At 44.7% G+C, this 18,203-nt stretch carries 24 protein-coding genes; all 24 read right to left on the bottom strand.

What is annotated here, in order from left to right; genetic code table 11:
- On the bottom strand, positions 1-551 hold a 551-nt coding region (locus tag M8E35_RS07010), incomplete at its 3' end, for a proton-conducting transporter transmembrane domain-containing protein (protein ID WP_309446450.1).
- Between the two features lie 21 nt (positions 552-572).
- Positions 573-917, bottom strand: a complete 345-nt coding sequence (gene nuoK / locus M8E35_RS07015) for an NADH-quinone oxidoreductase subunit NuoK (protein ID WP_034143437.1) — start codon at positions 915-917, stop codon at positions 573-575.
- Positions 914-1,417, bottom strand: coding sequence for an NADH-quinone oxidoreductase subunit J family protein (locus tag M8E35_RS07020; RefSeq protein WP_252468143.1), 504 nt, complete (start codon positions 1,415-1,417; stop codon positions 914-916). The genes nuoK and M8E35_RS07020 overlap by 4 nt, the downstream gene beginning before the upstream one ends.
- 2 nt (positions 1,418-1,419) lie before the next feature.
- On the bottom strand, positions 1,420-1,821 hold the full coding sequence (locus tag M8E35_RS07025; protein ID WP_073028222.1) for a NuoI/complex I 23 kDa subunit family protein: 402 nt from the start codon (positions 1,819-1,821) through the stop codon (positions 1,420-1,422).
- A 4-nt stretch (positions 1,822-1,825) separates the two neighbouring features.
- A complete protein-coding gene (nuoH, locus tag M8E35_RS07030) occupies positions 1,826-2,893 on the bottom strand; it encodes an NADH-quinone oxidoreductase subunit NuoH (protein ID WP_229245250.1) in 1,068 nt (355 codons plus the stop codon).
- A gap of 25 nt (positions 2,894-2,918) precedes the next feature.
- On the bottom strand, positions 2,919-4,022 hold the full coding sequence (locus M8E35_RS07035; RefSeq protein WP_252468144.1) for an NADH-quinone oxidoreductase subunit D: 1,104 nt from the start codon (positions 4,020-4,022) through the stop codon (positions 2,919-2,921).
- A gap of 11 nt (positions 4,023-4,033) precedes the next feature.
- Entirely contained in the window at positions 4,034-4,522 is a 489-nt protein-coding gene (locus M8E35_RS07040; RefSeq protein ID WP_252468145.1) for an NADH-quinone oxidoreductase subunit C, read from the bottom strand.
- Positions 4,512-5,033: an NADH-quinone oxidoreductase subunit B gene (locus M8E35_RS07045; RefSeq protein ID WP_229245253.1), complete on the bottom strand. Its 522-nt coding sequence runs from the start codon at positions 5,031-5,033 to the stop codon at positions 4,512-4,514. The genes M8E35_RS07040 and M8E35_RS07045 overlap by 11 nt, the downstream gene beginning before the upstream one ends.
- Positions 5,024-5,383 carry an NADH-quinone oxidoreductase subunit A gene (locus M8E35_RS07050; RefSeq protein WP_073028229.1) on the bottom strand — a complete coding sequence of 120 codons (360 nt, stop codon included), beginning with the start codon at positions 5,381-5,383 and terminating at the stop codon, positions 5,024-5,026. Before M8E35_RS07050 ends, M8E35_RS07045 begins: the two co-directional genes overlap by 10 nt.
- 114 nt (positions 5,384-5,497) lie before the next feature.
- Entirely contained in the window at positions 5,498-6,280 is a 783-nt protein-coding gene (gene rnhB, locus M8E35_RS07055; RefSeq protein ID WP_252468146.1) for a ribonuclease HII, read from the bottom strand.
- A 140-nt stretch (positions 6,281-6,420) separates the two neighbouring features.
- On the bottom strand, positions 6,421-7,251 hold the full coding sequence (gene ylqF, locus M8E35_RS07060) for a ribosome biogenesis GTPase YlqF (protein WP_252468147.1): 831 nt from the start codon (positions 7,249-7,251) through the stop codon (positions 6,421-6,423).
- 46 nt (positions 7,252-7,297) lie between these two features.
- Positions 7,298-7,822 (bottom strand): signal peptidase I, encoded by a 525-nt coding sequence (lepB, locus tag M8E35_RS07065; protein WP_229245257.1) that lies wholly within the window; start codon positions 7,820-7,822, stop codon positions 7,298-7,300.
- Between the two features lie 301 nt (positions 7,823-8,123).
- Complete coding sequence (gene rplS / locus M8E35_RS07070) at positions 8,124-8,471, bottom strand: 50S ribosomal protein L19 (protein WP_007786333.1); 348 nt, start codon at positions 8,469-8,471, stop codon at positions 8,124-8,126.
- A 148-nt stretch (positions 8,472-8,619) separates the two neighbouring features.
- The gene (locus tag M8E35_RS07075; RefSeq protein ID WP_252468148.1) at positions 8,620-9,177 is read right to left on the bottom strand and encodes an RNA methyltransferase; all 558 of its coding nucleotides are present in this window, start codon (positions 9,175-9,177) and stop codon (positions 8,620-8,622) included.
- Between the two features lie 50 nt (positions 9,178-9,227).
- Complete coding sequence (trmD, locus tag M8E35_RS07080) at positions 9,228-10,049, bottom strand: tRNA (guanosine(37)-N1)-methyltransferase TrmD (RefSeq protein ID WP_252468149.1); 822 nt, start codon at positions 10,047-10,049, stop codon at positions 9,228-9,230.
- 60 nt (positions 10,050-10,109) lie between these two features.
- The gene (gene rimM / locus M8E35_RS07085; protein ID WP_252468150.1) at positions 10,110-10,607 is read right to left on the bottom strand and encodes a ribosome maturation factor RimM; all 498 of its coding nucleotides are present in this window, start codon (positions 10,605-10,607) and stop codon (positions 10,110-10,112) included.
- A 66-nt stretch (positions 10,608-10,673) separates the two neighbouring features.
- Positions 10,674-10,904 (bottom strand): KH domain-containing protein, encoded by a 231-nt coding sequence (locus M8E35_RS07090; RefSeq protein WP_073028235.1) that lies wholly within the window; start codon positions 10,902-10,904, stop codon positions 10,674-10,676.
- Between the two features lie 25 nt (positions 10,905-10,929).
- A complete protein-coding gene (gene rpsP / locus M8E35_RS07095; RefSeq protein WP_073028236.1) occupies positions 10,930-11,196 on the bottom strand; it encodes a 30S ribosomal protein S16 in 267 nt (88 codons plus the stop codon).
- A gap of 629 nt (positions 11,197-11,825) precedes the next feature.
- Positions 11,826-13,184 (bottom strand): signal recognition particle protein, encoded by a 1,359-nt coding sequence (gene ffh / locus M8E35_RS07100; protein ID WP_252468151.1) that lies wholly within the window; start codon positions 13,182-13,184, stop codon positions 11,826-11,828.
- A gap of 194 nt (positions 13,185-13,378) precedes the next feature.
- Positions 13,379-13,747: a putative DNA-binding protein gene (locus M8E35_RS07105; protein ID WP_252468152.1), complete on the bottom strand. Its 369-nt coding sequence runs from the start codon at positions 13,745-13,747 to the stop codon at positions 13,379-13,381.
- A gap of 72 nt (positions 13,748-13,819) precedes the next feature.
- Positions 13,820-15,124 (bottom strand): amidohydrolase, encoded by a 1,305-nt coding sequence (locus M8E35_RS07110; protein WP_252468153.1) that lies wholly within the window; start codon positions 15,122-15,124, stop codon positions 13,820-13,822.
- A 73-nt stretch (positions 15,125-15,197) separates the two neighbouring features.
- Positions 15,198-16,235 carry an S-methyl-5-thioribose-1-phosphate isomerase gene (mtnA, locus tag M8E35_RS07115; protein ID WP_252468154.1) on the bottom strand — a complete coding sequence of 346 codons (1,038 nt, stop codon included), beginning with the start codon at positions 16,233-16,235 and terminating at the stop codon, positions 15,198-15,200.
- A 16-nt stretch (positions 16,236-16,251) separates the two neighbouring features.
- Positions 16,252-17,037: an S-methyl-5'-thioadenosine phosphorylase gene (mtnP, locus tag M8E35_RS07120; protein ID WP_289710727.1), complete on the bottom strand. Its 786-nt coding sequence runs from the start codon at positions 17,035-17,037 to the stop codon at positions 16,252-16,254.
- Positions 17,038-17,234: 197 nt separating this feature from the next.
- A complete protein-coding gene (gene ftsY / locus M8E35_RS07125) occupies positions 17,235-18,161 on the bottom strand; it encodes a signal recognition particle-docking protein FtsY (protein ID WP_073028242.1) in 927 nt (308 codons plus the stop codon).
- Positions 18,162-18,203: the final 42 nt, after the last annotated feature.

Genomic DNA, 18,203 nt, shown 5'->3' on the forward strand with positions numbered 1-18,203 from the left:
GTGGTCATGAACGCTTTCTTAGCAGCCTCGCGTGCCGACACTTTAAAGAACCAAAAACCAATCAGCAAGTAGGAACAGAGTCCCACTAATTCCCAGAAAATAAAGAGCTGTAAGAGGTTCGTAGCGAGTACCATACCGAGCATGGACGAGGCAAATAAGGATTGGTACGCATAATAACGCGAAAAGCCCTCGTCTCCGTGCATATATCCTAACGAATAGATCTGTACCATCGAAGCTACTAACGTAACAACAAACAACATCATGGCACTTAAGGGATCAACAATCGTCCCAAAATTGATCTTTAACCCCACAATATTAAGCCAATTCACATTTACGATCGCAGGATGTTCCACAATTTCCGCACCCGCCTGAATAACGCCTAGGCCTATAGCTATAGCCAAGCTTAATGAGGTGAGAATAGCGAGAATTGACACTGTGGAAGACAGTCTTTTGGATCGTTTCGTGACAAAGGCGATGATTAGGAACGACAAGAAGGGCAAAGCAGGAATTAACCACGCCCACTGAAAGAGATCATGCATTTCCTTGAACACCTACCTTCTCCATAGTCTCTCTTACCACTTCAACCAAGTTAATTCGTCGACATTGGTGGATTGACGATTACGATAAATTGTAATAATCAAGGCCAAACCGACAGCCACTTCGGCCGCCGCGACGACAATGACGAAAAGCGCTGCTACATGCCCTGTAAGCACATAGTGAATGTCGATCTTTTCGTTCCAAATAAACCGGTTGAACGCCACAAAATTAATATTTACCGCATTAAGCATCAGCTCAATGGACATTAGAACAGCGATAATATTTCTCTTGGCAAAAACTCCGTATAGTCCAATACAAAAGAGCATTGCTCCCACCAAGAGATACGTCGAAAGCCCCACACTAAAATTTGCTAAACTCATTTGCTCTCGTTCACTCCCTTCGCCAAGATCACGGCACCCACTAAGGCTACGGTGAGCAATACTGCAGCTGCTTCAAAGGGAATCATAAAGCGAGAGAGCAAGAGCAGGGAAAGATCCTCCGCTGATCCGCCGCTCGTCCACGGTTCGGCCAAAACCCGCCAGTCCGGATTCGTGAGAATCACTAGCGCTATGATGACAAAGACCGATCCCGAAACAAGGGCTCCCGCTAACCAACTTCGGTTTTCAGTATTGCTCTCACAGATATCTCCACGCAAGGTCAGCATCACCGCAAAGACGACCATGAGGGATACTGCTGCAGTGTAGATCAATAACTGAACCGCTGCCAAAAAATCTGCATTCATGAGAATATACAGCACAGCAACTCCAGAGAAAGACAGAGCCAGATAGAGCGCACTGTGCACAATGTTCTTAGAGGTCACAACACTCCAAGCTGCTGCAATCGACAGAATCGCAAAAATAAAGAAAACGATTGTGCTCACGCTCACTCCACCTTCCCTTTTCGCTCGGCGCGTTTAATCATATCCCATTGCATGTCTTCCGGCTCATAAATCGCGTTTTCAAATTCTTGAGTAACTTTCAAAGCCTTTGTAGGACAAACCTCAGCACACATACCACAGAACAGACAGCGACCTACATCCATATGATACGTTTTTAGAACTTTTTTATTGGCTTCATTCTTTTCACTGGTCAATTTGATAACTGAGTTAGGGCAGGCCATAGCGCACATATTGCATGATATGCACTTATCCCGTTCGAGCCCCATGGAACTACGCACCCTAGTCGGAAGGTTAGGTTTTTCCTCAGGGTAAAACTCAGTGATATTCGGACCGACCATGCGTTTGAATGTGATGCCTAAACCTTGTAGTAGACCTTTACCAAACACTGTGTCACCCTCCCATCACGAATCGGTAAATGTAAATTCCCAGACCCGTTAACAAAATGTTCACTATTGAAAGCGGTAACAAGACCTTCCACGCCAAGTGCATTAAATGGTCAATTCGAATCCTTGGGAAGGTCCACCGAACCCACATCATCATGAAAATCATAACCCCAACTTTCATGAAGAACCAAACATAACCCGGCAGGAAAGCAGGACCCTGCCAACCGCCTAAAAATACCGTAGCAGCAAGTGCAGACATTGCCGTCATGTTTCCGTACTCTCCAAGGAAAAATAATCCCCAGCGAAGTCCAGTATACTCTGTAAACGGCCCTGCAACCACTTCCTGATCCGCTTCAACCAGGTCGAACGGTGCTCGGTTAAGTTCTGCCAAGCCCGCAATCATAAAAATTACAAACGCCAGAGGTTGAAGAACAATAAAAGGAATAGTGCCTTGAGCTTCTACGATAACCCCTAAGTTAAACGACTGAGTGATCATAACGACCCCGAGTAAGGAGAAGAGCAAGGGGATTTCGTAACTGATCATTTGAGCTACTGCCCTCATCCCCCCAAGTAAGGAGTATTTATTATTGGATCCCCATCCAGCCATTAAGAAACACAGGGTTGAAATTGAGGAGATAGCTACAAAGTATAAGATACCTAAATCAATATTTATCGGTGCCATATCCTTCCCATAAGGTATGACAGCCAAGGTCATCATTGGGAGACAGAAGATAATCATTGGTGCAATTTTAAAAATAAGCTTATCTGCACCGGCCGGGGTAACATCTTCTTTACCCATGAGTTTTAATGCATCAGCTATAGTCTGAAACCATCCGCGCGGACCGAGACGATTGGGCCCTGGCCTTTGTGAAGTCCAACCTGCTACTTTGCGTTCAAGTAAGATCAAAATCAAAGCAGCCAGGACAACAATGATAACCACGATGATAAAATTAATGACATTCATGGTTAAATTAGCCCAAACTGATTGGGGATCCGCAAAAAGACCACGGATGGCATCCGCAATAATCAAAAACAGATTATTTAGAGTCTCCAACAGGTAATTTAGAGTCTCCATCTTATTCTCCCCTCATCGCAATTTACTACTTATCAACTTCACCCAATACAGCATCTAAGGTGGCGAAAATAGCTACAACATCTTGAATTTTCCAGCCTTTGGCTACTATCGGGAGCATTTGTAAGTTTATGAATGTAGCTGGTCTGATACGGAGCCGTGTCGGCTTAGTTGTTCCGTCACTGACAATATAAAATCCTAGTTCCCCTTTGGGGTTCTCAACACGGTGATATACTTCCCCCACAGGAGGCTTAATAACTTTAGGCACCTTAGCCATAATCGGACCGCCAGGAATATCACGTACTGCTTGCTTGATGATTTTGATACTTTCCACGATCTCATCCATCCGAATTATAGTACGATCATAGCTATCGCAACCCGTTCGAACAGGCACATCAAAATCAAATCGGTCGTAGATACTGTAAGGTTCCGCTTTACGCACGTCATAATCGACACCGGACGCTCGTAAGACGGGTCCCGTGATCGACAGGTTTTCCGCCATTTCCTTGGTTAAGATACCCACGTTCTTTAACCGACCCATAGCAATTTCATTTCCAAAAAAGATGCCATAATATTCTTCAAGCATCTCTGGTGTGTCGTCAAGGAACGATTGTAAGGCAGGCCAGAATTCTTCCGGTGGCTCTGCACTCATTCCTCCTATTCTCATAATGTTAACTGTCAAGCGACTTCCTGCGGTCATCTCATACATATCGCAAATCCGTTCACGATCACGGAAAGCATAAGACCAGGCTGACCAGCCCGCCATATCAAGTGCTGTACTGGCAATACAGACCTGATGGCTGGCAATCCGGGCAAGTTCCCCGAAGATAACCCGCAGATACTCAGCGCGTTCTGGAATTTCAACCCCCATGAGCTTCTCAACAGTTTGTACGTAGGCCCAGTTATTATGCGGAGACGCCAAGTAGTCCAACCGATCCGTATAAGGAATGAACTGTGAATAGGTTCGACTTTCGGCTAGTTTTTCCATACCCCGATGTAAATATCCGATTTTAGGCTCAATATTCGTAACTGTTTCTCCTGCTAAATGGACCACCATGCGGAACAAACCGTGCATACTCGGGTGCTGGGGGCCCATGTTTAAGATCAGTTCTTCTGTTTTTTCAATAGACATGACGTTTCCCCCTATTCCCCTTCTATTCGTGTACGCACGACATTTCGAACCTCTATGGGTTCAGTCACATAATCTTTGCGCAACGGATATCCTTCAAAATCATCCCACATGTAAATACGTTTTAAATTGGGATGTCCCTTAAATTTGATGCCAAACATATCATACGCTTCACGCTCAAGATAGTTTGCGCCCTCCCAAATGCGAGTTACGGAGTCAATCACCGGGTTTTCACGGTCCATAGTTGCCTTCACTCTCATGAGCTGCGGTCCATGGAGGCTTGATAATTGATAGACGACTTCAATATGGTCCCCACTGTCTACTCCACATAAATCGTGCAGAAAATCACATGGGACATCGGGAAAGCTTTTGGCTCCCGTTAACGCTTCAATGATGTAGGTCGCTTGAACTTTCAACACGAGTACCCCAAAACTTTCTTCGACTACACCGTTAACACGGGAGGCAAGTTCGTTTACATAGCGGCTCAATACTTTATTTTCCATGTCTCATTAACCTCACCTTAGCGGGATTTGAAACTTTATATTGAAGTTGCAAAAGCCCATAAATTAAGGATTCTGGCCTTGGAGGGCAACCTGGGATGTAAACGTCTACTGGTAAGATTTTATCGACGCCCGCAAGCATGGAGTAGGAATCGACAAAGGGACCTCCTGCATTCGCACAACTACCCATGGCGATCACCCATTTTGGCTCAGGCATTTGGTCATAAATTCTTCTTAACAGGGGAGCCATCTTACGAGTACAAGTCCCCGCAACGATCATGACATCGGCTTGACGAGGTGAGGCACGGAAAACCTCATATCCAAAGCGGGAAATGTCATAACGAGGTCCGCCAGTAGCCATCATTTCAATCGCACAGCAAGCTAAGCCCAAAGTAACCGGCCAAAAGGAATGCCCTCTTGCCCAGTTCAAGGCCTTATCAATCGTAGTAACTAAAACATTTTTTTCTATCAACGTTTCTTCTTCACGAAGACGTTTTTCTGAAGCTACATCCACTCTAGAGCACCTTCTTTCCAAGCATACCAGAAACCAACTAAGAGAATGACAATAAAGATAAACATCTCCACAAAGGCAAATGTCCCCAGTTTTTGGAATGTTAAGGCCCAAGGATACAAGAAAACTGTTTCAACACTAAAAGCTGCAAAAACTAAAGCATACATAAAATAATTGCTCTTGAATCCAAGCCATGTTCTTCCGATGGTCTCGTTACCACATTCATAAGTTGTCAACTTCTCTTTATGCGGTTTGTTGGGCGCTAGCAATTTTGGCATAATCATCATAATGATGGATACTGCCATTGCTCCAACAAGAAACACACCTACACCAGCAAAATTATTATCATACATTCGGATTACCTCCCTTCATAAAAATTTCTGATATCATGCTTCTATTAGCTACTCATATTTTGCCACAACCATAGATTTCGGTCAATTTAATAGTGTTTTCCGTAATTTCTTGCTTTAGCTAATAGATGTCTCTTGCCTCACCGGTGCAAAACTTTTGCGGTGAAGCGGACATGGCCCTAAGCGCTTTAGAACCTGCATGTGTTCACTTGTGCCATACCCTTTGTTCTTAGAAAACGTATATTCCGGATAGAGAGAATGAAGTTGAACCATTAGTCGATCACGGGTCACCTTCGCTAAAATCGAGGCCGCCGCGATTGACGCACTTAAGTGGTCACCCCCTATGAGAGGAAGCTGTGGAAGTTGTACATCTGGAAGATTTAAGGCGTCTATTAGTAAATAATGAGGGCGAATTGTCAAGCCTTCTATGGAGCGCTTCATAGCTAATTTCGTTGCCTGCAAAATATTTAGGGCATCAATCTCTGCCGGTTCAGCACTTCCGATAGCATAATCAATCGCCTGCTTTTGAATTTGTATAAAGAGCTTTTCCCGTTTACTTTCTGTCAGCATCTTGGAATCATTTAGCCCAGGAAGATCAAATTTTGCCGGCAGAATACAGGCTCCAGCGACAACCGGCCCCGCCAGCGGTCCGCGACCTGCTTCATCAACTCCTGCTAACAATAAATAACCTTGCTTCCAAAGCTTGTTTTCTTCAACGAGCAGTTGTTGTATACGAGCTTGTTCCAGCGCTTGTGCCTGCTGGTACTTGACAAGTTGAACTGCTAGTCTGCGAACTCCCTGACGCGAGTCGTTCTGACAAGCACATATCATACGAGGGGAAGGATCTCTATAGAGTGCTTCTTGAACTTCCCGAATATTCATTTGGGATAACGGTTCCACACTTTTCTCCTCTTCTCTCCCTAAAATTCATTTCGACATGCAGAGGCAATTACCTCTTATCTAGCTATCAATCTTCAATATACACGCAATAGTTTCAATATTTAGAAATTTACTAATGTTTTTTTATTTACATAATATTTTTATTTATCAAGATGATCCATAGTTATTGGTCCAAGTTGTCCCATTCGAAGATCCCTAAGAAATATTTGAGCTGCTTTAAGCGTATCGACACGTCCACCATGAATTAAGCATCCCCGTTTACGACCTAAGCTCTCCAGTGTAACCTCAGATTCTTCGATCTTATAGCGGGACAGAGAATTTGGGGAATGTAGATTTAACCAGTCGATAATCCAATTCGACAGTTCCTCAATATCAAAAACATCATCTTTTATGGCCCCAAGTGCTGCTAGTTTTTTTCCGACTTCAACATCATCAAACTTCGGCCATAACATTCCCGGCGTATCTAACAGCTCAACTCGTTCATGAATCCGCACCCATTGATTTCCTCGAGTAACGCCTGGTTTGTTACCCACTTTTGCTTGAGCTCCACCTGTCAATTGGTTAATCAAGGAGGACTTTCCGATATTTGGAATACCTACAATCATTACTTTTATCATTTGTGGGCGAATACCCTTTTCAGCTTGTTTTGCTTGTTTAGCAAGGACCATGCGTTCAAGTTCCGGTACGATCTGTTTAACACCTACCCCTGTAGTTGCACTAACAGCGTAAACAGGACTCAATTCTTTTAAGTGCTTAAGCCACTTCGACGTCCAATTAGAATCCGCTAAATCAGCTTTGTTAAGCAACAGCAACCTCGCCTTATTGCCAAGCAAATTATTCAGCATTGGATTACGACTGCTGACCGGTATCCTCGCATCTGCAAGTTCTAACACAACATCCACCCATTTTAGTTGTTCTAACAGAAGCCGTCTCGTTTTAGCCATATGTCCCGGAAACCATTGAATACTCATGAAAACCTCTCTTCATCCTTCTCAAACTTTTCTTTAGCTCATATATTTAACTTGCTCTCGAAATAAATCTAAACCTCTGAAAAGGGTAATATACTAACCATGCTTTTCCTAACAGATAGTTCTTGGGAAGAAGCCCCCATTCTCTCGAGTCTTCACTCTCACGGCGATTATCTCCTAAGACAAAGACCTTTCCCTCCGGCACCCTTTCCGGACCATAGGGGGGGTAATCACCGGGTTTAACGTAAGGTTCAGGAATAGCATCCCCATTTACAAAAACTTTATTATCACGCAATTCTACAGTTTCGCCTTCAGCCGCAATAACCCGTTTTACAAAGGTTCGCTTTAAATCCTTGGGAAAGGCAAACACTACAACATCTCCTCGAGTTGGAGCCCAGAAGCGGTACGAAAGACGATTAACGAGAATGTGGTCTCCCGGAGCCATGCCAGGTTCCATGGAGGGAGTTGGAATCAAATACGGTTGAAATACTACCCAACGCAATATTCCGCCAGCCAGTATAACTACGCCAATAATACCCAAAAGCCATTTTGTCTTTGTTCTCTTATTTTCCATCGTAACGCTCCCCTCTTGAACTACTCTTTAGTATGAACAAGATTCCTCGGAGCATACGCTAAAGAAGCATAAAAATCTATTATTAATCATTTGGTTGCTCTATTACTGCAAAGTCTGCGATTTTTGACGGTATAAAGAAGCCATGTCTCTGTAAACCCGTGTGTCCGCAGGATATGTAAAGTGTCCCTCTATCCGCATGACTTGAGCAAGAATGTTCGATATAGCGACCACGGATGGCCAGTCGGATTATGCTTCTGACAAGTAAAAAAAAAGAGCCAGATTGCTCCAGCTCAATTATTTCCTAGCCGATACGACGGTCGCGAATCCGTGCCGCCTTACCTGATAGTCCACGTAAATAGTAAAGCTTAGCCCGGCGAACAATACCCCGACGAGCCACCTCAATTTTTTCCAAGCGTGGTGAATGCAAAGGGAAAGTTCGTTCTACCCCGACTCCAGCGAAGACACGTCGAACTGTAAAAGTCTCTCGAATGCCGCCACCTTTCATTGCGATGACAAGCCCTTCAAAAACCTGAATACGTTCACGAGTTCCCTCAACAATGCGCACATGTACACGAACCGTATCACCTGGGCGGAAGTTAGGAAGATCCTTCTTCATTTGTTCTTCTTCAATCATGCGAATATAATCCATTAAAAATCCCCCCTTCCTTGCCTAGATGTTCATACACTGATTCACAGCGAGCGGACCATCTATATCAGACCAATTTATATTATCACAACCTGTTTAGTTATGCAACAAATTTCAAGAGCATCTTCCTTTACCTGTAGATAATCCGTGCTCAATGTCCGCGTAGGCGATCTAAGATTATTGAGACTGCTGAACGTACAGATAAGTGATTATAATCAGTCGGTCCATAGATCGGCTCTAAAATCAGATCCATCTTCTCAACATCTTCTTTGAGCAGTCCCCATCCCGTACCAAACAGTAAAAGAATTGGAGTTTCTATAGTTCTTATATCCTTACGAAGCTGTGCATAAGTAACTGTATTGGCATATTTACGTGCATCTGTCGCCACTTTAATAGGGGCAACTCCGTGTTCAGCTTCAATCTCAGCATAGACTTCCTCCAAATTATTTGCAATTTTAACTCGTGCGAATGCTTCTTGACGATCCGGATTGTATTCAGCCCCGAAACCCTCTTGCCAAAAGCCCATAATACGTTTCGCTAACTGACGTTGGGCTTCCGCGGGATGAACTACAAAATATCGTTTTACCCCATAGGTGGTTGAACACCTAGCAATATCATGCAGATCTAAGTTGGTAATTGAAGTAGCGACTGTCTCCATATTTTTATTGTATACAGGGGAATGGACTAGAGCTAAGTAGATATCTGACATGGAGAAATTCCTCCCAACGCAGTTCCTGAAACCAGAGGCCACCTCTGATTCTATATTTCAGATAATTTTTTCGAAGATCGCCGCCGTCGTTTTGGTGGAGGACAAAGATGTTGCCATTTCCCACGCCATGAGGCAATTTCCTCGTGCTCAAGAATAAGTTCTTCTAAAATGAGATAGTCTTCCGCTCCAAAAGTAATCTCACTGATCAAATCTGGACGTCTTAAAAAAGTCCGTCTTAGAGACTCTTTTCTTCGCCAACGCTTTATCTGTGCGTGATGTCCGGATAACAAAACTTCCGGCACCTTCCGCCCTTCAAATTCAGCTGGACGAGTATACTGAGGGTATTCCAAGAGACCGCCAATACTGTGTGAATCCTCCTCGGCTGAAACCTCTTCTCCGAGAACTCCAGGAATGAGCCTGGCCACGGCATCAATCATAACCATTGCAGCAAGCTCCCCGCCAGTCAAAACGTAGTCTCCTAGGGAGACTTCTTCATCGGCCAACTCTCGAACTCGCTCATCAAATCCTTCATAATGCCCGCATATAAAGACGAGTTCTTTATGAGCAGACCATTGTTTAGCTTTTTCCTGATGAAAAACCTGGCCTTGTGGTGACATGAGAATAAGCCTCCGTTGGTTGCAGGTCTGGGGTAAATCCCTTATTGCTGCAAAAATCGGTTCAGGCTTTAAGAGCATTCCTGCTCCCCCTCCATAGGGAACGTCATCCACATTTTTATGTTTACTAGCAGCATAATCACGGAAATCTACCAAGTTAATCTCCATTAAACCCGCTTCTTGCGCTCGTTTTAAAATACTTTCATGCAAAGGTACGAACATCTCAGGGAATAATGTTAACACCGTAATCTTTATCATATGTAGATCAATCCTCCAACCTAATCGTGGTTCGATATTCGTCGATCGTGGTTCGAACGGCTAATCTCGAAGCCCGGCTGGAAGTATAACATCCATGCGTCGACCAGGGACATCAACGTTTTGAACAACACTTTTAAGGGCCGGAATACATAGTTCCCCATTAGCGCCTTTAACTACATAGACGTCATTCGCCCCAGTTTCCAAAACCTGAGACAGGGTTCCTAATAAGAGATCTCCCTCGTAGACTTGCATCCCTTCTAGCTCGAAATAATACCATCCCTCTTTAAGCGGGAGTACATCCGAACGATCAATTCGCACTTCCCACCCTCGGTATTTTTCTGCCTGATCCGCAGAATCTATCCCCTCAACTTCGAGTAAAACAAATTCCATTTGTAAACGGGCTTTGATAACTTTAAAGTGTTGATTGGTCTCCCCGCGTCGCAAAATGACTTCCTGCAGTTTCAAAAAGCGTTCAGGGTCGTTCGTCAACGGATAAACCCTCAACTCACCGCTAAGTCCATGCGGACGCAACACCTCTCCAATCAGTACTTCATCCATAATCCTTGCCCCTTTCCAAAAGATTAAGTTTAAAACGTTGAGAAGGGCACTTGGCCCTTCTCAACGTTATTGATCAATGTCCATATGAACTCGGCGCCCATCTTTGACGGCAGCCGCTTTAACCAGCGTACGAATAGCGTTCGCGATCTTCCCCTGTTTCCCAATCACTTTCCCCATGTCTTCAGGAGCGACTGTTAACTGCAAATGCACGCTCTTTTCTGTCTCAGACTGGACAACAAGAACTTGGTCAGTTCGATCTACCAACGCTTTCGCGAGGATTTCTACAAGTTCCTTCACAGGAACCACCCCCCAAACTCTACAGTTAGTTCTTGGACTCGTGGAATTTGGTCATGATACCAGCTTGACTCAGCAAAGACTTTGCAGTATTTGAAGGCTGAGCTCCAGTTGATAACCATTTCATAGCCTTTTCCTCATCAATGTTAAGAACTACAGGGCTTTTAGTCGGATCATAATATCCAATTTGCTCAATGAAACGACCATCACGAGGAGCTCTAGCGTCAGCAATTACCATACGATAGAAAGGATTCTTTTTCGCGCCCATGCGGCACAGACGAATTTTGGTAGCCATGTTTTCACCTCCTCCAATTCGAGGTTCGAAGTTCGAAGTTCGAGGCTCGAATGTCATCCATTCAATATCTCACATCGCACATTTTGCCCCTATTTTAGTTCAACTAAACTTTAAGACAGAGTAAAACTCAATTAAAGTAAGTTTATTATATAAACAACGCTATATATTACAGCGTGTGTCCATCAAAATTATTCAGCACATTTCTCTTGGTCTAAGTCCCAAGCGTGTGTCTCGCCAGCGTGGCCCAAACAGCAACCGGCCTAATGAGACTCAAGAACCGTTCCCAACTTGCACTGGAAGGCGCACATGAAATGTGCCTTCTCCCGCAACTTGTAAGACTTGCATCTAATTTCATCAGACGATGCACATTGATGTGCCGTCTCCCAAGCAACGTCCCTCGTCCCCAAGACCCGGGACGCAGTGTCACACAGCGTGACGTCTTTACGTAAGCAGCTAAGCAAACTTCCGTTCAAGCGACCCAAGACCGGGGCAGTGTACAAGGATGTACACTGCCGCCAGTGAGCCGCGGATGGCTCATCTGGCGGGAACCCCGCGCCCCAAAGAAAGGAGCTTGAACGGTTAGTTTGCTCTGCGTCGTAAGCACCGAACGCTGGGTGACACAAGTCCCCCTATACCGTCGGAAAAGGGAACTTAGGTCTCTTACCCTTCTTACCTTTTTTCCCGCCTCCGAGCATTCCCATGCCACCACCCGAGAATTGCTTCATCATTTTTTGCATTTGTTCAAACTGCTTTAGTAAACGCCCTACGTCTTGAACAGAGGTGCCACTGCCTTTAGCAATCCTCTTTTTACGAGAATCTTTTATTAATACTGGCTTCCGACGTTCTTCTGTCGTCATCGACCGGATAATTGCTTCAATATGTGCGGTGTCCTTCTCATCTATCTGTACATCTTTTAACTGTTTCCCTACTCCGGGAATCATTTCCAAAATCGAGGAAAGCGGACCCATTTTTTTCATCTGCTGCATCTGATCTAAGAAATCATCGAATGTAAATTCCTGTTTCCGCAGCTTTTGTTCCATTTCCTTGGCTTTTTTCTCATCAAAAGACTCTTGTGCCTTTTCAATCAGGGTAAGGACATCGCCCATTCCTAAGATTCGTGAAGCCATTCGATCAGGGTGGAAAGATTCAATGGCATCCATTTTTTCCCCGATCCCAACAAACTTTATAGTACACCCAGTCACCGCTTTAATAGAAAGCGCAGCACCCCCGCGCGTATCTCCATCGAGCTTTGTGAGAATGACGCCGTCAAGTCCTAAATCACTGTGAAATGACTCTGCTACATTGACTGCATCCTGCCCTGTCATAGCATCTACAACTAACAAAATTTCATGAGGTTTGACAGAGCTTTTAATATCTCGAAGCTCACCCATTAATTCTTCGTTAATATGCAAACGTCCAGCCGTATCAATAATGACTACATCTTGCCCGTTTTGATTAGCATGCACGATGCTTGCTTTAGCAATATCCCTTGGGTTATCCTGTCCCATAGAAAAGACTGGAACTTTCAGTTGGTCTCCTAAAACCTGTAATTGTTTAATCGCTGCAGGACGGTAAATATCACACGCCACAAGCAAAGGATGTTTCCCCTGTTTTTTTAACATGTTAGCCAATTTGGCCGCATGAGTTGTTTTTCCTGCCCCTTGAAGACCAATTAACATAATCACGGTAGGCGGTTTTGATGCAATTAGGATTTTACCTGTTGCACCACCCATGAGTTCAATCATTTCTTCATGAACAATCTTAATAACATGTTGTGCCGGTGAAAGGGATTCAAGGACCTCCTGTCCGATCGAACGTTCCTTAACTTTGGCCACGAAGTCCTTGACTACCTTAAAGTTAACATCCGCCTCCAGTAAAGCAACACGAACTTCTCGCATGGCCTCACTGACATCTGCTTCCTTTAATTTACCTTTTCCTTTAAGCCGCTTAAATGTTTCTTGGAGTTTTTCGCTTAGTCCTTGAAACATGCCTGTCCCCGCTTTCGATTTGATCCACTTCCCAAAGTCCCACCTCGATAAATGAGAGTTCCGTACTCTTTTGCATTACTGTAAGTAACCACAATAGGGCAAATTCAAACACAGATGCCAAAGTCTGTCTTAGGCTGTAATTACCCACGTATTCTGACCTCTGGCATCTGACTTCCGACCTCTGATTACTGACCTCAGTAAGCCGCGATGTTGGCAAAAACATCTTCAATCATAGTACGTATCTTTTGGTGCCGTTCATAGGCTGCCAGACTAGAAAAATCCAGTTTAGTTAACCCTTGTAATAAAGTCTGAACCTCTATCAACTTCTCACGTTCCGTCCAAAACCTCTGCACAAGTCCTAATTTATCCTCATATTCATCGAGGATCCTTTCTGTGCGTTTGAGCAAATCGTGAATAGCCTGACGGCTGATATGCTCCACTTCAGCGATTTCAGTTAACGAAAGATCTTGTTGATAATGAAGATCCCAAACGTTTCTTTGCTTTTCAGTTAGAAGCGGGCCATAAAAATCAACTAAGAGAGCCCTTTTGGCGAGTTTCTCCATTACAACCCCCTGTAAAGCGTTTTTACTTTACAACGGAATATTAGACTAAATTTTATTGTTTGTCAAGTGTTATTACTTAACATTCAAATCCATTGCAATTCGCTTTGCTCGAGTTTCAGTTTCTTGGCAAACTTTACCTACATCCATTGTCAATAGTCTTCGGTCTTCCATAAGAAACTTACCGTCTACCATCACCGTACGGACGTCTCCAGCATGGGCAGCATAAACCAAATGTGCTGGGATTGAAAAACGAGGATAAAAATGCGGTTGATCCATATCGATCGTGATCAAATCCGCTTTAAACCCTGGAGCCAACACTCCGACATCTTCAAGTCCTAACGTTTGTGCCCCGCCCACTGTTGCCATTTCCAGTACTTCATAGGCGGGAAGTACGGTTGAATTAACTCTAAGTTTTTGTTGGAAGGCTGCTGAGCGCATTTCCCCAAACAGATCAAGATTGTTATTACTTGAGGCACCGTCCGTTCCGAGTCCTACAACAACCCCTTTGGCACGCAACTCAGTAATTGGGGCTGTTCCACTGCTCAGCTTCATATTGCTTTCAGCATTATGTGCGACACAAACGTTCTGACGAGCTAAAATTTCTATATCCTCTGCAGTTAAGTGCACACAGTGAGCCGCCACAACATGCCCACTAAAAAGCCCCAGCTCATCCAACCATTGGACAGGGGTCTTTCCGTACTGTTCTCTCACAATGTTAATCTCATCTTGAGTCTCCGCCACATGAATATGAACTCCTACCTTCAAGCGGTCAGCCTCAACTTTAACCTTTTTAAGATAGTCTGCTGAGCAAGTATAAGGGGCGTGAGGACCAAACATAATACTCAACCGCCCATCACCCGTTCCATGATACCGGCGTACTAATTCAATGTTTTCTTGTAAAGCACGTTCCCCGTTAGGCCCATTCCCAATCAGCCCTCGAGAAAGCACAGCTCGGGTCCCAGCAAGGAGTACCGCACTTGCAACTTGATCCATCGAAGCATACATGTCGAGCATCGTAGTAGTTCCAGAACGGATCATTTCGCAAAGTGCTATGGAGGTTCCCCAATAAATATCCTCATCTGTCAATTTATCTTCGAAAGGCCATATTTTTTCATTAAGCCACGGCATTAGCGGCAGATCATCTGCATAACCCCTGAGAAGCGTCATGGCCGCATGAGTGTGAGTATTAATTAAGCCAGGCATAACCACATCATTAGGTAATTCCAAAATTCGTTCAGGCTCAAAACCGGCCGGCGCAGAGCCCAGCACTCCTACTGAAACAATTTTGTCATCCTCAATACAAATTTCCCCCTGAGGAAAAAACGCATCTGCTCCAGTCATGGGTAAAACCATAGCATGAATTAAAATCTTAGTCATAGTCTTTTGTCTCCTTACAGCCGTCATCAAGATTAAGATTCACGGCTTAGACTAAGGGATTACTCCCTCTAAATCAAGATCGAACCATCAATTTAAGGAGATTAACTGAATAAGGCGCGGACACTATCCCTTTTTCAGTTATTATTCCGGTAATATATTTAGCTGGAGTAACGTCAAACGCCGGGTTAAATACATTAACCTCTTCTGGTGCAATTGCTACCCCAAAGCATTCTCTGATTTCCTTAGCAGGCCGTTCTTCGATCGGAATTTCTTGGCCGCTCGCTACTTTTAAATCAATAGTAGACGTTGGCGCCGCTACATAAAACGGAATGCCGTGAGCGTGCGCCAAGACAGCTACAGAATAAGTTCCGATCTTGTTAGCTGTATCCCCGTTAGCTGCGATTCGGTCCGCTCCTACAATCACAAGGTCGACCTTTCCTTGTTGCATTAAATACCCGGCCATATTGTCCGTTATAAGGGTCACTGGAATCTTGTCTCGCTGAAGTTCCAACGCAGTTAGACGTGCCCCCTGTAATAGTGGACGCGTTTCATCTGCATAGACATGAATCATTTTACCAGCCGTATGAGCAGTTCGAATAACCCCTAGGGCAGTTCCATATTCCACAGTAGCTAAGGCCCCTGCATTACAATGAGTTAGAATATTAGCTTTGTCCGGGACAATCTCATTTCCATGTTCCCCAATAAGACGGTTCATGCGGCGATCATCTTCGGCAATCCGACCCGCTTCTTCAGTCAAGACCCGGCGTACATCCTCTAAATCATCCATATCCCAACATTCACGCAATCGATCTTCCATTCTTCGCAGGGCCCAAAACAAATTGACTGCCGTGGGACGAGTCTCTGCGAGCCTGGCTTGGACCCGTTCCATAAAGTTGGGTAAGCCGTCTCTATCTCCTTCGTACTCTAACGCTCCTAGCACAAATCCATAAGCAACGGCAGCTCCAATAGCCGGTGCACCACGCACTTCCATATTTTCAATAGCTTCTGCTACACCCTCATAAGACACTGCATCCCGATAGACAATCTCTACTGGAAGCTTGCTCTGATCTAATATACGCAAGGCATTCCCTAGCCATTCAATCGATTTCAACGTCCCACCACCTCTCTTAAAATTTACCGACTTCGGCATTTGCCAAGGCACATAGACATTTCTGACTAGGAGTCAATAACTCAAAGGTCGTTTGAATGAGTTGTGCAACGTTTATCTCCAATTCCTTAATGCTCTTCATAACTTCCGCATGGCTTAACGGATGATCAGCAATCCCCGCTGCTTCATTCGTAACCATCCCGATGGAGGCGTAACACATCCCCAGTTCCCGAGCCAACACGACTTCAGGAACACTTGTCATTCCGACAAGGTCAGCCCCAAGGTGCTGAAACATCCGAATCTCTGCAGGAGTTTCAAAACGAGGACCTTCAGTACAAACATAACATGCCCCGTTCTTAACCACAAGTCCCAGATGCTTTGAGGCATCTACAATCAATTGTCGCATTTCGGAACAATAGGGCTCAGTCATGTCCACATGGAGTACCCCTTGTTGCCCACCCTCATAGAATGTCTGTGGACGACTCTTAGTAAAATCCAGAAACTGATCAAGCAACACCAACTCGCCTAAGTGGTAATTCGGGGATAGAGAGCCTACAGCCGCTGTAGCAACGACCTTTCGCACCCCCAGCTCGCGCAACGCCCAAATATTTCCTCGGTAATTGACAAGATGAGGAGGAGTCGCATGGTCTCGACCATGTCGGCTCATAAAAACCAGATCATGCTTACCTAATTTGCTAATAACAGGTTCAACTGTTCCGTAAGGAGTTTCCACAGAGATAACGCGCTGTTCAGTCAGCTCAAAATATTCAAGCCCTGTTCCCCCGATAAGTGCAAAGTTTGTCAGAGCCTACTCCCCCTCATCAAGTTTTTAAGAAAACTTGGCTGGCGCCCGAAGACAATGTCTTCGCACGTGTTAGCTTTCTTGCAGCCACAGGCGCAGGCGGCAGCCTTAGTTGCACTGATGCGCTGGCCATGGATGGCCAAGTGTCCCTGTAGCCATAGATGGCGAGAAGGGACCTTCCAGAAAGTATACAACGAAAGTTATACTTTCTGACTAGTACCAAAGAGTGCAGACGCAAAATCCTCAGGAACGAACGGACGCAGGTCTTCCATTCCTTCACCTATTCCAATCCATTTCACCGGAATATGGGTTTCCCCTTGAATTCCCAGGACAACCCCCCCTTTCGCTGTTCCATCCAACTTCGTCAAAACAATCCCTGTAACTCCCGCAACTTCCTGAAACAACTTTGCTTGTTGCAAAGCATTTTGTCCAGTCGTCGCATCAAGCACCAGCAAAACCTCATGTGGTGCCCCAGGGATTTCTCGATCCATCACCCGTTTAACCTTCCGCAATTCTTCCATTAGATTCACTTTATTATGGAGTCGACCAGCAGTATCCACAATCACAACATCAACATTGCGCGACTTAGCAGCTTGCACCGCATCATAGGCAACCGCTGCCGGGTCAGCCCCTTCTCGTTGCTTGATCACCTCTACACCGGATCGCTCTCCCCAAACTTCCAGTTGGTCTATGGCAGCAGCCCGAAAAGTATCCCCTGCCGCCATTATAACCCTTTTTCCATCCCTTTTTAACCAATTGGCAAGCTTTCCAATCGTCGTAGTTTTACCAACCCCGTTGACCCCAACCACGAGAATAATAGTTGGACCCTGCTTGGCAAAAGTAAGACTTGATTCTTCCCCCAACAACTCTGCAATCAATTCTTGAAGAACCGCTGTAAGCTCATTCGGATCTGAAAGTTTACGCTGTTTAACTTCCTTACGCAACCGTTCAACCAATTCGAAAGAAGTGTTCACACCTACATCTGACCGAATTAACACCTCTTCCAATTCTTCATATAACTCTTCATCAATTTTCTTCCGCCCCGTGAAAACTTCTTCTACTTTTTCAACAAAATTCTGTCGGGTTTTGGTAAGACCTTCTTTAAGCTTTGAAAAAAAACCTGCCATGGTTTAACATCCTCCCTAATCGTGGTTCGTGGTTCGTGGTTC

The sequence above is a fragment of the Desulfosporosinus nitroreducens genome, from assembly GCF_023897015.1.
Classification (GTDB): Bacteria; Bacillota; Desulfitobacteriia; order Desulfitobacteriales; family Desulfitobacteriaceae; genus Desulfosporosinus; species Desulfosporosinus nitroreducens.

Coding starts and splice junctions, on each gene's coding strand:
- lepB (WP_229245257.1), bottom strand. CDS start 7,822: ATGGAAAATAAGAGAACAAAGACAAAATGGCTTTTGGGTATTATTGGC.
- trmD (WP_252468149.1), bottom strand. CDS start 10,049: ATGATAAAGATTACGGTGTTAACATTATTCCCTGAGATGTTCGTACCT.
- rplS (WP_007786333.1), bottom strand. CDS start 8,471: ATGGATTATATTCGCATGATTGAAGAAGAACAAATGAAGAAGGATCTT.
- M8E35_RS07050 (WP_073028229.1), bottom strand. CDS start 5,383: ATGTATGATAATAATTTTGCTGGTGTAGGTGTGTTTCTTGTTGGAGCA.
- rpsP (WP_073028236.1), bottom strand. CDS start 11,196: ATGGCTACCAAAATTCGTCTGTGCCGCATGGGCGCGAAAAAGAATCCT.
- M8E35_RS07105 (WP_252468152.1), bottom strand. CDS start 13,747: ATGGAGAAACTCGCCAAAAGGGCTCTCTTAGTTGATTTTTATGGCCCG.
- M8E35_RS07110 (WP_252468153.1), bottom strand. CDS start 15,124: ATGACTAAGATTTTAATTCATGCTATGGTTTTACCCATGACTGGAGCA.
- ylqF (WP_252468147.1), bottom strand. CDS start 7,251: ATGAGTATTCAATGGTTTCCGGGACATATGGCTAAAACGAGACGGCTT.
- M8E35_RS07040 (WP_252468145.1), bottom strand. CDS start 4,522: ATGGAAAATAAAGTATTGAGCCGCTATGTAAACGAACTTGCCTCCCGT.
- ftsY (WP_073028242.1), bottom strand. CDS start 18,161: ATGGCAGGTTTTTTTTCAAAGCTTAAAGAAGGTCTTACCAAAACCCGA.
- M8E35_RS07035 (WP_252468144.1), bottom strand. CDS start 4,022: ATGTCTATTGAAAAAACAGAAGAACTGATCTTAAACATGGGCCCCCAG.
- nuoK (WP_034143437.1), bottom strand. CDS start 917: ATGAGTTTAGCAAATTTTAGTGTGGGGCTTTCGACGTATCTCTTGGTG.
- M8E35_RS07075 (WP_252468148.1), bottom strand. CDS start 9,177: ATGTCAGATATCTACTTAGCTCTAGTCCATTCCCCTGTATACAATAAA.
- rimM (WP_252468150.1), bottom strand. CDS start 10,607: ATGGATGAAGTACTGATTGGAGAGGTGTTGCGTCCGCATGGACTTAGC.
- ffh (WP_252468151.1), bottom strand. CDS start 13,184: ATGTTTCAAGGACTAAGCGAAAAACTCCAAGAAACATTTAAGCGGCTT.
- nuoH (WP_229245250.1), bottom strand. CDS start 2,893: ATGGAGACTCTAAATTACCTGTTGGAGACTCTAAATAATCTGTTTTTG.